The sequence below is a fragment of the Pseudonocardia sp. Ae331_Ps2 genome, assembly GCF_001932405.1.
Taxonomy (GTDB): Bacteria; Actinomycetota; Actinomycetes; order Mycobacteriales; family Pseudonocardiaceae; genus Pseudonocardia.
Window position 1 is genome coordinate 5,951,527 of the sequence record NZ_MCIM01000001.1, and the last position, 12,121, is coordinate 5,963,647.

8 protein-coding genes are annotated in these 12,121 nt (G+C 76.3%); all 8 read right to left on the reverse strand.

The window, feature by feature from the left end:
* Positions 1-1,028 precede the first annotated feature (1,028 nt).
* The 8 genes from ftsW to rsmH all read right to left on the reverse strand — a co-directional run bounded on the left by ftsW (position 1,029) and on the right by rsmH (position 11,915).
* Complete coding sequence (gene ftsW, locus Ae331Ps2_RS27820; RefSeq protein ID WP_043277720.1) at positions 1,029-2,309, reverse strand: putative lipid II flippase FtsW; 1,281 nt, start codon at positions 2,307-2,309, stop codon at positions 1,029-1,031.
* Entirely contained in the window at positions 2,306-3,724 is a 1,419-nt protein-coding gene (gene murD / locus Ae331Ps2_RS27825; RefSeq protein WP_075305630.1) for a UDP-N-acetylmuramoyl-L-alanine--D-glutamate ligase, read from the reverse strand. Before murD ends, ftsW begins: the two co-directional genes overlap by 4 nt.
* Positions 3,721-4,791, reverse strand: coding sequence for a phospho-N-acetylmuramoyl-pentapeptide-transferase (gene mraY / locus Ae331Ps2_RS27830; protein WP_020627574.1), 1,071 nt, complete (start codon positions 4,789-4,791; stop codon positions 3,721-3,723). Before mraY ends, murD begins: the two co-directional genes overlap by 4 nt.
* On the reverse strand, positions 4,788-6,233 hold the full coding sequence (gene murF, locus Ae331Ps2_RS27835) for a UDP-N-acetylmuramoyl-tripeptide--D-alanyl-D-alanine ligase (protein ID WP_075305629.1): 1,446 nt from the start codon (positions 6,231-6,233) through the stop codon (positions 4,788-4,790). The genes mraY and murF overlap by 4 nt, the downstream gene beginning before the upstream one ends.
* Before the next feature lie 94 nt (positions 6,234-6,327).
* Complete coding sequence (locus tag Ae331Ps2_RS27840; RefSeq protein ID WP_060714742.1) at positions 6,328-7,938, reverse strand: UDP-N-acetylmuramoyl-L-alanyl-D-glutamate--2,6-diaminopimelate ligase; 1,611 nt, start codon at positions 7,936-7,938, stop codon at positions 6,328-6,330.
* Positions 7,939-8,306: 368 nt separating this feature from the next.
* Positions 8,307-10,133, reverse strand: a complete 1,827-nt coding sequence (locus tag Ae331Ps2_RS27845) for a penicillin-binding protein 2 (protein WP_083696096.1) — start codon at positions 10,131-10,133, stop codon at positions 8,307-8,309.
* Positions 10,133-10,852 (reverse strand): hypothetical protein, encoded by a 720-nt coding sequence (locus tag Ae331Ps2_RS32250; RefSeq protein ID WP_075305628.1) that lies wholly within the window; start codon positions 10,850-10,852, stop codon positions 10,133-10,135. The genes Ae331Ps2_RS27845 and Ae331Ps2_RS32250 overlap by 1 nt, the downstream gene beginning before the upstream one ends.
* A 64-nt stretch (positions 10,853-10,916) precedes the next feature.
* The gene (gene rsmH / locus Ae331Ps2_RS27855; RefSeq protein ID WP_075305627.1) at positions 10,917-11,915 is read right to left on the reverse strand and encodes a 16S rRNA (cytosine(1402)-N(4))-methyltransferase RsmH; all 999 of its coding nucleotides are present in this window, start codon (positions 11,913-11,915) and stop codon (positions 10,917-10,919) included.
* Between the last annotated feature and the right edge of the window lie 206 nt (positions 11,916-12,121).

The following is a 12,121-nucleotide window of genomic DNA, read 5'->3' on the forward strand; positions in this document are numbered from 1 at the left end:
TCGCCGGACCGGGTCGGATCCGCGCCGTCCGCCGGGCCGCGGTCCGCCGGCGCCGATCCACCGCGTCCGGTGCTCGCGCGCGGGGTGAACAGGTCGTCGGCCGCACCGGGTCGCGCCGGCATCGCCGCGGGGGGCACCGGTCGCCCGGGCCGACGACGCGGCAGGCCACCCGGCTGCCCTCCGGCGTCGTCGGAACGCGGGGCACCGTTGCGGCCGCGCGGCCCACCGTCCGGGGCGCCGTCCTGGCCGCCGGTCACGGCGTTCGGGCCCTGCGGGGCGCCCTGGTCCCCGCCCCCGGCAGCGCCGCGCGGAGCCCCGTTGCGCGGGGCCCCGTTCAGCGGGGCCCCCTTGCTCGGGTCGCCGTTCTGCGGAGCGCCGTTGCCCGGGTCGCCGTTCTGCGGAGCGCCGTTGCCCGGGGCGCCGTTGCGCGGAACGCCGTTGGAGGGGCCGTCGTTGCGCGGAGCACCGGTGGGCGGGGCCTCGTGGCGGTCGGTGCCGTCCGGCCGGGGCTCCTCGTGCGCGGCGCCGCCCACCGGCCGTGCCGCACCGCGGTCGCCGTGCGCGACGCCGTTCGTGCCCTGCGACCCACTCCCGTTCAGCGGGCGGGCACCCGGGCGCCGGGACTGCGCGTGCGGGTCCCACCCGGTCCCGGGCAGCCGCTGCGGCCCACGCGCGCCCTGCGGCTCCCCCGGCTCCGCGGAGGGCAGTCCCGAGGGGGGCTGCGGCGACGAGGGGGGCTGTGCCGACGGGGGTTGCGCGGGGGCGCTGAACAGGTCGGAACCCGACGGGGTCTCCGCAGGCCAGGCCGGGCGCCCACCCGTGCCACCCGCTCCGTCGGGCCCGCCGAAGACCACACCGTCCGGCCGGACCTCGTGGGGCCCGGGAGCACGGCCGCCCATGGTCGGACGCCGGCCGGGCTCCCGGCCCGAGCCGGTGCCGTCGTTCCCGCCGGTCTGATCCGTACCCGTCACGCTCTCGTGCCCCTTGCGTCGTCCGTCGTGTCCGCTTCCACCCGGGGTGGGAGCGCCCTAACGCGCCGCCCACCGCGACACCGGGACCGGTGCGCGGTAGGGCTGCGGCAACGGCAGGCGCAGCAGCTTCGCCAGCCGCCCCTGCCCGTCCTTCCGGAGCGCGGCGACCGCCTCCGGTTCGTGCCGGGCCGCGTTCGTGAGCAGCCCGAACAGGAACATGGTCACCACCAGCGAGGTACCGCCGGAGGAGATCAGCGGGAGCTGCAGCCCGGTCACCGGCAGCAGTCCCACGACGTACCCGATGTTGATCGATGCCTGGACGACCAGGCCCGCCGTCGACGTCGCGACGACGATCCGCAGCCACGGGTCGGTGTTGCGGGCGGCGATCCGCATGCCGGTGTAGGCCAGCGTCGCGAACAGTGCGAGCACCGCTCCCGCCCCGACCAGCCCCAGCTCCTCCCCGATGATCGCGAAGATGAAGTCGTTGTGGGCGTTGGGCAGGTAGTCCCACTTCGCCCGGCCCTGGCCGAGCCCGACGCCGAACAGGCCGCCGTCGGCGAGCGCGTACAGCGCCTGCGTCGCCTGGTACGCCGGACCCAGCGGGTCCGCCGACGGCGACAGGAACGCCGTGATCCGACTGGCCCGGTAGCCGGCGGTCAGCCCGAGGATCACCGCACCGGCCAGGCCGCCGCCCGCGATCAGCGCGAGCAGCTTCACCGGGGCACCGCCGAAGTACAGCAGCGCGAGCATGATGATCCCGACCGAGATCGTCATGCCCAGGTCGGGCTCCAGCACGAGCAGCGTGAAGATCACCAGCGTCACCGGCACGACCGGGTTCAGCGCGTGCTTCCAGCGGTGCATCACCGCGCGGCGGGCGGCCAGCACGTGCGCGCCCCACAGCGTCAGCGCGATCTTCGTGCCCTCCGACGGCTGCAGCGACACCGGGCCGAACGCGAACCACGACCGGGCACCCCCACGCAGCGCGCCGATCCCCGGGATCAGCACCAGGACCAGCGCGACCAGCCCGATGATCAGCAGCACCGGTGCCGCGGCCCGCAGGCGTCGCGGCGGCACACGCAGCCCCACGTAGAACAGCACGAGCCCGACCCCGCAGAACATCAGCTGGCGGGTGAACACCGAGTACGACGAGCCGTCGCCGACCGACGACGCCGACAGCACCATCACCAGCCCGAACAGGGTCAGCAGCCCGAAGACGCCGAGGATCAGGTGCAGCGAGGTCAGCGGCCGGCGCAGCCAGCGCCGCAGCCGCCGCACGGCCCCGCTGGCGCCGGTGACGGCGACCTGGCCGAGCGTGCGGTCCGGCGCCGCCGGGCTCACCGGGACACCCCGGCGGCGGCCAGATCGGCGACGGCCGCGGCGAACGCGTCGCCGCGGTGGGCGTAGTCGCGGAACTGGTCCATCGAGGCGGCGGCCGGGGCGAGCAGCACGACGTCGCCGGGGCGGGCCAGGCCGGACGCGCGGCGGACCGCGGCCGGCATCGGGTCCTGCAGGTCGGAGGGCGCCATCGGGCCATCGTGTCCCGGCGCGACCTCGTGCACCGGGAGGCCGGGCGCGTGTCGCGTCAGTGCCTCGACGATCGGTGTCCGATCCGTCCCGATCACGACGATCCCGGCCAGCCGCTCGGCGTGCGCGGCGGCGAGCAGGCCGAACTCGGCCGGGTCCACCCCCTTGAGCAGCCCGCCGACCACCCAGACCGCGCGGGCGCCGGGCCGGCGGGCGGCGACGGCGGCCAGCGCGGCCCCGGCGGCGTGCGGGTTGGTCGCCTTCGAGTCGTCGAGGTAGGTGACACCGGCGTGCTCGCCCACCGGGGCGCTGCGGTGCGGGCCGGGGGTGAACGCCGCCAGGGCCGCGCCGATGTGGGTCGGGTCGACACCGTGCGCGCGGGCCAGCGCGGCCGCGGCGAGCGCGTCGGTGATCCCGGGCGGCCCCGGAGGGACGACGGCGTCGGCCGCGAGCAGCTCCCCGCCGCCGAACGCGCGGTCGGTCAGCACCCCGTCGGCGACGCCGAGCTGGTCCGGCCCGGGGGCGGACAGCGTGATCCCGACCCGGCGCGGAGCCGGGGCCCGTGCCAGCAGCCGGGCCGCGACGGCGTCGTCGACCCCGCCGACGGCGACGTCACCGACCAGTGCGCGGGCCTTCGCCGCGGCGTAGGCGTCCATCCCGCCGTGCCAGTCCAGGTGGTCCTCGGCCACGTTGAGCACCACGCCCGCGGCCGGGCGCACCGACGGCGACCAGTGCAGCTGGAAGCTCGACAGCTCGACGGCGAGCACCGCGTGGCCCGCGGCGACCGCGGTGACCACCGGGTGGCCGATGTTGCCGCAGGCGACGGCGTCCACCCCGGCGCGCGCGAGGATCGCGGCGAGCATCTCGGTGGTGGTGGTCTTGCCGTTGGTGCCGGTCACCACCAGCCAGGACGGCGGCGTGTCGCGCAGGGCGCCGAGCCGCCAGGCCAGCTCCGGCTCCCCGATCACCTCGACACCGAGCCCGGCGGCCTCGGCGACCAGCGGGTGGTCGGGGCGTCGCCCCGGCGAGGTGACGACCGTACGGACCCCCTCGGGGATCCCGCCGCCGCGCCACGGCTCGACGCCGTCGGGCAACGAGGCCAGCGCCTCCTCCCGGTCGTCGGACAGCAGCACCCTGCTGCCCGCGTCCACCAGGGCCGACGCGGCCGCGAGACCGGAGACACCGGCCCCCGCGACCAGGACGGGTCCCCCGCCGAACGGGCCGCTCATCCGGAACCCGACATGGACAACCACTCGGAGTAGAAGATGCCCAGCCCCATCGCCGCGCAGATCGCGGCGAGCAGCCAGAACCGGATGATGACCGTCGTCTCGGCCCATCCGGCCAGCTCGAAGTGGTGGTGGAAGGGCGCCATCCGGAACAGCCGCCGCCGCGAGGTGCGGAACACGATGATCTGCAGCGACACCGACAGCGCCTCGACGACGAACACGCCGCCGATGACGACGAGCAGCAGCTCGGTGCGGGTCACCATGGACAGGCCGGCGAGCAGGCCGCCGAGCGCCAGCGAGCCGGTGTCGCCCATGAAGATGCGGGCCGGCGCGGCGTTCCACCACAGGAACCCGATGCAGCCGCCCATCGCGGCGGCGGCGACCAGGCCGACGTCGAGCGGGTCGCGGACCTCGTAGCAGCCGGCCGTCGCGGCGATCGCGCAGTTGTTGCGGAACTGCCAGAACGCGATGATCACGTAGGTGCCGAGCACCATCGCGGCGGTGCCCGCGGCGAGGCCGTCGAGACCGTCGGTGAGGTTCACCGCGTTCGACCAGGCGGCGACGATCAGGTTGCACAGCAGCACGAACCCGACGACGCCGAAGCTCAGCACCGTGATGTCGCGGACGAACGACAGGCTCTCCGAGGCCGGGGCCAGGTTGCGCTCGTTGACGAAACGCACGGCGAGGATGCCGAAGATCGAGGCGGTCAGCACCTGGCCGACGATCTTCGAGGTCTTGTTGAGGCCGAGGTTCCGCTTGCGGCGCAGCTTCAGGTAGTCGTCGAGGAACCCGACGACGCCCAGCGCGGTGGTCAGGAACAGCACCAGCAGCGCCGAGGCGGTGATCGGCTCCCGGGTGAACGCGTGCGAGCCCAGGTAGCCGACCCAGATGGCGAGCAGGATCGCCACGCCGCCCATCGTCGGCGTACCGCGCTTGGACTGGTGGCTCTGCGGGCCTTCCTCGCGGATCTCCTGCCCGAAGCCCTGCCGCGCGAAGAAGCGGATCAGGTACGGGGTGAGCAGGATCGACACCGCGAGCGCCAGGCCCGCGGCCAGGAACAGGCCTCTCACCGGTACACCGGTCCTTCGGTCGTCAGCAGGCCGGCAGCGAGCCGCTCCAGCCCGGCGCTGCGGGAGGCCTTGACCAGCACGACGTCGCCGGGCCGGGTCCGCTCCCGCAGCAGGGTCAGGGCGGCGGGCAGGTCGGCGACGTGCTCGGCGCCGGGCCCGTAGTCGGGCGCCCCGACGGCGACCACCAGGGCCCCGGCGGCGCGTGCGTACTCCGCGACCCCGGCGTGCTCGGCGGCCGCGTCGTCCCCGATCTCGGCCATCGGGCCGAGCGCCGCCCAGGCCCGGCGGTCCGGACCGGCGATCTGCCCGAGCGCGTCGATCGCGGCGCGGACGGACTCGGGGTTGGCGTTGTAGGCGTCGTTGACGACGGTCACCCCGTCGGCGCGGTCGGTGACCTCCATCCGCCAGCGCGACGCCGGCGACGCCGCGGACAGCGCCGCCGCGATCCCGTCCGGGGTGCCGCCCAGCTCCAGGGCGACCGCGGCGGCGGCGAGGGCGTTGGAGACCTGGTGCTCCCCCACCAGCCGCAGCGCGACGTCGGCCGACCCGGCCGGGGTGACCAGCCGGAACGACGCCCGACCCGAGGTCAGGGCGACGTCGGTGGCCCGCACGTGCGCGTCCGCGGCGCGTCCGAAGGTGACGACCCGGGCGGAGGTGCGGGACGCCATGGCGGAGACCAGCTCGTCGTCGGCGTTGAGGACGGCGACGCCGCCCCGCCCGCCGGGCAGGTCGCCCGGGGGCAGCGCCTCGACCAGCTCGCCCTTGGCCGTGGCGATCGCGGCGCGGGACCCGAACTCGCCGAGGTGGGCGGAGCCGACGTTGAGCACGACCCCGATCCGCGGTGGCGCGATCGCGCACAGCGCGGCGATGTGGCCGATCCCGCGGGCGGAGAACTCCAGCACGAGGTTGCGGGTGCCCGCGTCGGCGCGCAGCGCGGTGTACGGCGTGCCGAGCTCGTTGTTGAACGACTCCGGCGGCGCGACGGTCGGCCCCAGCGGGGACAGCACCGCGGACAGCAGGTCCTTGGTGGAGGTCTTGCCCGCCGATCCGGTCACGCCGACGACGGCGAGCCCCGGCAGGGCGCCCAGCACGTGCCGGGAGAGGCGGCCGAGCCCGGCCAGGACGGCGGCGCCGGTCCCGTCGGGGTCGACCGCACCGAGGTAGGTCTGGCTGTCGCGCCCCTCGACCGGCGGCACGACGATCGCCGGGGCGTCGACCTCGCGGCCCGCCAGCACCGCGGTCGCCCCGCGGGTGACGGCCTGCGCGGCGAAGTCGTGGCCGTCGGCCCGCTCCCCCGGCAGCGCCAGGAACAGCCCGCCCGGCCCGATCCTCCGGGAGTCGAACTCGACGGCGGTGACCGGTGCGGCGGCGGTCTCGTCGTCGATGCGGTGCAAGCGCCCGCCGGTCACGGCCGCGATCTCCGCCGGCGTCATCTCGATCATCGCCCGCTCGCCTCCACCGGTCCGATCCGTCCTCCTGCCCGTGCGCGGGCCGTGCCGGGTGCCGGCACGGCCCGCCGTGGTGTCCCGCGGCGCGTCACGTCGCCGCCCGGATCGCCGCCACCAGCTCGTCGGTGTCGTCGAACGGGTACTTGACGCCGTTGATCTCCTGGCCCGCCTCGTGGCCCTTCCCGGCGACCACCACGGCGTCGCCGGGGCGGGCGGAGCGGACCGCGTAGACGATCGCGCTGCGCCGGTCGCCGATCTCGATGACGTCGCCGCGGGCGGGCTCGGCGAACGCGCCGTCGAGCATCGCGCGGCGGATCGCGCCGGGGTCCTCGCTGCGGGGGTTGTCGTCGGTCACGACGAGCACGTCGGACCGGATCGCGGCGGCGGCGCCCATCAGCGGGCGCTTGCCGGTGTCGCGGTCCCCGCCGCAGCCGAGCACGGTGATCACCCGCGCGTGCGGGCGGACCTGGCGGCGCAGCGCGTCGAGCAGGGCGGCGACGGCGGCGGGCTTGTGCGCGTAGTCGACGACGCCCAGCCAGGGCTGACCGGCGTCGACGCGCTGCATCCGACCCGGCACCGATGCCCGGGCGAACCCGGCCGCGGCCGTCTCCGGGGCGATCCCGTCGGCGTCGAGCACGGCCAGCGCGACGAGCGCGTTCGCGACGTTGTAGCGGCCGGGCAGGCTCAGCGTGACCGGCACGGCGAGCCCGCCGGGGCCGACCGCGGTGAAGGTCTGGGTGCCGTCGGGGTGGGCGGTGAGGTCGCGGACCGTCCAGGTGGCGTGCGGGCCGCGCGGTTCGGAGGAGACGGTGACCGCGTCGCGGTGGCGGGCCGCCAGCCGGCGGCCCCACTCGTCGTCGACGCAGACGACCGCGTGCCGCGCGGCCTCCACCCCCGCCCCGCCACCGCCGAACAGCCGGGCCTTGGCCTCGAAGTAGTCGGTCATCGTGGGGTGGAAGTCCAGGTGGTCCTGGGACAGGTTGGTGAAGGCCCCTGCGGTGAACCGGGAGCCGCCGACCCGGCCGAGCTCGAGCGCGTGGCTGGAGACCTCCATGGCCACGTCGGTCACGCCGGCCTCGACCATGACCGCGAACAGCGCCTGCAGGTCCGGCGCCTCGGGGGTGGTGAACGCGCTGGGGAGCGCCCTGGCCGGGCTGCCGGGGACCTGCACCCGGGTCCGGACGGTGCCGAGCAGGCCGGTGGCCCGCCCGGCGGCGGTCAGGCCCGTCTCCAGCAGGTGCGCGACGGTCGTCTTGCCCGAGGTGCCGGTCACCCCGAGCACCCGAAGCCGGGCGGTGGGCTCGCCGTAGACGGCGGCCGAGACCGGCCCGAGGACCTCGCGCGGGTTCGGGTGCACCAGCACCGGGAGCCGGGAGTGCCGGATCTCGGCGCGGTCCGCGCCGGCGGCGTCGGTGAGGATCGCGCCGGCGCCGGCGGCGATGGCCTGCGCGGCGAAGTCGGCGCCGTGCGCCCGGGCGCCGGGCAGCGCCGCGAACAGGTCGCCGGGGCGCACCGAGCCCGCCCGCAGGGTCGCGCCGGTGACGGTGTGCGGCCCGGCGGCGGGGTCGAGCAGGGGGCCGGGGCCGCTGCCCGCGGTGCGCGGGTTCAGCTCGGCACCGGCGAGCCGCCCGAGCAGCGCGACGTCGACCGGGCGCACCTGCGAGGGGCGCTCCGGCAGCGACTCGAGCGGACCCGCCACGTCACCCGTCCCCGTCCGGTCGCCGACCACGCCACCCGGCCCGCCGTCGTGCGCGGTTCCGCCGGTGCTCCGGGAGCGGGCGGTGGCTGCGGTGTGGAGGTCGGGCACAGGGCCGGAGGTTACCGACCGGCACGGGCCGCCCCTCCCCCCGGTCGGACGCCCCCGACCGCTCGCGGAGGCGGTCGCGGCGGGCGGCGGACAGACGACCGGCACCCGGCCGTCCGACCAGCCGGATACGGCCATCCGGCGCAGGTTCCGGTCCGGTGGGCGGGCCGCCGGGCAGGGCGCACGGCGGCCCGGCCGGCACCCGTACGGGTGGGCAGCGGCCGGGACCGCCCGACGCAGCCGGACCGCACCCGGCCGCGCCGTCACCTGATCTGCAGGGTCTGCACCGGGGCGGGCGTCGTCTGCACCGGCACGGCGTCGCGCTGGGCCAGGTAGGAGGCGATGTCGTGGAACAGCGGGGCCGCGCTCGTCCCGCCCTTCGGGGCGTCGAGCATGATCCCGATCACGAACCGCGGGTCCTGGGCCGGGAGCATCCCGGCGAAGGTGATCCAGTACTGGGAGCGCGAGTACGCCCCGGTCGCCGGGTCCACCTGCTGGGCGGTGCCGGTCTTGCCCGCGACCTCGTAGCCGGGCACCGCGGCGGCGGGCCCGGTGCCGGACTGGCCGTGCGCCTTCTGGGTGACGGCGGTGAGCATCGTCCGCAGCGTCTGCGCGGTCTGCGGCGACATCACCTGCACCGGCTCGGGTGCCTCGGTCGGTACCCGGACGCCGTCCGGGCCGGTCGTCGCGGCGACGATCCGCGGCGGGATGCGGACGCCGTCGTTGGCGATGGCCTGGTACATCCCGGCCATCTGCAGCACGGTCATCGACAGCCCCTGCCCGATCGGCAGGTTGCCGAAGGTGGAGCCGGACCAGGTCGCGCGGGCCGGGACGCGCCCACCGCTCTCGCCGGGCAGCCCGACACCGGTCTTCTGCCCGATGCCCATCTTCGCGAGCATGTCCGAGAAGCGGTCCTCGCCGACCTTCTGCGCGGTCATCAGCGTGCCGACGTTGGAGGACTTCGCCAGCACACCGGTCAGCGTGTAGTGGTCGAGGCCGTGCTCCCAGGCGTCCTTGATCGTCCGGTCGGCGACCTCGATGCTGCCGGGCACGGCCAGCACGTCGTCGGGCTTGGCGACGCCGGCCTCCAGCGCGGCGGCCATGGTGACCACCTTGTTGACCGAACCGGGCTCGAACGGCGTGGTGACGCCCTTGTTTCCCAGCGTGTTCGGGTCCGCGGACAGCAGCTGCGCCGGGTCGAACGAGGTGTTGTCGGCGAGCGCGAGCACCTGCCCGGTCGCCCGGTCGAGGACGACGGCCGACCCGCTGCGCGCCTCGGCGCGGCCCGCGTAGTCGGCCAGCATCCGCTGCACCTGGAACTGCAGGTCGGAGTCGATGGTGAGCTGCACGTCGGAGCCGGACACCGCGGCCTGTTCGGAGCGCACGCTGCCGGGGATGACGGTGCCGCTGCCCTCGGCGGTGTCGGCGATCTGGAAGCCGTCGCGCCCGGCGAGCAGGGCGTCGTCGGAGGACTCCAGGCCGATCCGGCCGATGAGCTTCTGCGCGTCGGCGCTCCAGGTCGCGGCGCCGATGATGTTCGAGGCGAGCGTCCCGTTCGGGTACTGGCGCGCCTCGCGGCTCTCCTCGGCGATCTCCGGGAACTGCCTGCGCAGGTCACGGGCGGGCCCGGGGTCGACCGCGGTGGCCATCACAACGTAGCCGCGGTCGCTGTTCAGCGCCCGCTTCAGCTCCTCGGGGTCGCCGTGGGTCACCGCGGCGACGGCCTCGGCCATCCGGTTCTTGTAGGCGACCGCGTCCGCGCCCTTGGTCGAGTTGATCAGACGCGGGTTGGTGACGAGCGCCTTGGACTCGGTGGAGAAGGCCAGGACGGCGCCGTTGCGGTCGGTGATGGATCCGCGCTCGGCCGGAACGACGATCCGGCTGGCGCGCTGCTTCTCCGCGTCCGCGGTCAGCGTGCCCGCCTGCACCGTCTGGACGACGACGAGCTTCGCCCCGGACACCAGCAGCAGGGCGGCCAGCGCCACCCAGGCCAGGCGCAGCCGGAACCGCGGGTCGTCGGCCGGGGACCGGCGCCGTCCGCCCCGTGGGCCCTGCCCCCGCGGCCGGGGGCGCGGCGGCGCGTAGACCATCAGTTCCCGCCCGCCGCCCGGGTGTCGGCCGGGACCTCGCGCTCGGTGCCCTCACCGGCACCCTGACCAGCATCCTGCCCGGCGCCCTGACCGGCGCCCGCGGCCCCGCCCGGGGCGGCGTCGCCGCCCTCGGCGGCCGGGTCGGAGGTGGCGGCACCCGGCTGGCCCGCCGGCGGCGCGGGCGGGGTCTGCGGTGCCGGTGCGTCGGCGGCGGGCGGCACGGGTGGCACGGCCGGGGCCGCGGCGACGGCGGCCATCGGCTCCCCGACGACGTCCACGCGTCCGTCCGGGGCGACGACCAGGCGCGCCGGGTCGGTCACCCGGACCATGCCCTGGGCGGCGGCGCGGTCGGCGAGCGAGCCGGGGCTCTGCAGCACCGTGACCTCCTTGCGGAGCGCCTCGGACTGCTCGGTGAGCGACGCGGTCCGCTCCCGGGCCGCCTGCAGCGCGTAGGAGTCGGCCGCCGCGGCGGTCGACAGCCACAGCGTCGCGATCAGACCCGAGACCAGCAGCACCATCACGACCAGCACGAACTTTGCGCGGCCGGTGTTCTCCCTGGCCGCGGTGCGGCGGCGCTGGTCGGCCACCCGGCGGGCGTCGCCGGGGCCGCGCTGGGCCGGGATCCGCGGGGGCGCCGCGGTGCGACGGCTCTGGCGGGTGTCGGGCCGTGCCCGGCCACCGCCCGGGGTGCCCGGGCGCTCGATGACGGGTGTGCTCATCGGGGGTTCCTGCCTCTCCGCCGTGCCGGTACTGCCTGCGTGCTCGGGGCCGTGCCACGGGTGCTCACGGCCCGTCCTCCACGCGCTGGGCCGCGCGCAGCCGCACCGGGGCGGCCCGCGGGTTGCGGGCGACCTCGGAGTCGGACGCCTGTTCGGAGCCCCGGGTCAGCAGCCGGAACTCCGGTCCGTGTCCGGGGAGCTCCACCGGCAGGTCCACCGGGGTCCGCGAGCGGACGCGCTCGGCGAACACGCGCTTGGTGATCCGGTCCTCCAGCGAGTGGTAGGACAGGACGACGATCCGCCCGCCCGGGGCGAGCGCGTCCAGCGCCGCGGGCAGCGCGTCGCGCAGGACCTCGAGCTCGCGGTTCACCTCGATGCGCAGGGCCTGGAAGGTCCGCTTCGCCGGGTGCCCGCCGGTGCGCCGGGACGCGGCCGGGACCACGCCGTAGAGCAGCTCGACGAGCTCGGTGCTGCGGGTGAAGGGGCGCTTCTCCCGGGTCCGGACGATCGCGTTCGCGATCGGGCCCGCGAACCGCTCCTCGCCGTACTCCCGCAGGATCCGGCGCAGCTCACCGGCGGTGTAGGAGTTCAGGACGTCGGCGGCGGTCGACCCGGTGGTCGGGTCCATCCGCATGTCGAGGTCAGCGTCGCGAGAGTAGGAGAAGCCACGGGCGTCCTCGTCGAGCTGGAGCGAGGACACGCCCAGGTCGAACAGGATCCCGTCGGCGGCGGGCACCCCCGCCTGCTCCAGTGCGCCGGCGACGTCGTCGTAGACGGTGTGCACCCGGTGCAGCCGGTCGGCGTAGGCGGTGAGCCTGCGGCCGGCGAGCTCCAGGGCCTGCGGGTCCCGGTCCATGCCGACGACGGTCAGCCTGGGGTGCGCGGCCAGCAGCGCGGCCGCGTGGCCGCCCATGCCGAGGGTGGCGTCCACGTAGACCGCGTCCCGGTCGCGCAGGGCGGGGTCGAGCAGCTCGGTCACCCGCTCCAGCAGGACCGGGGTGTGCCGGTCACCGGGCGCGCGCTCGTCGCGCGGGGTGGCGCCGTCGCCGGAAGTTCCGTCCACGTCCCACCCCCCGGTGCGCCGTCCGTCCCCGTGGTGTGTGCGTGTGTGTCGTGCCGGCCGGCGTCCGTCCCCGGTCCCGGCCACGGGGCCGGGACCGGGACGGTCGATGTCCGTGGGTGTGGCGTGCCGGCTCCCACAACCGGTCCGCTCCACGCCCGAAGACGCGCGGGCTCCACCGCGCCACCCGAACTCCCCAGTCGGGGTGG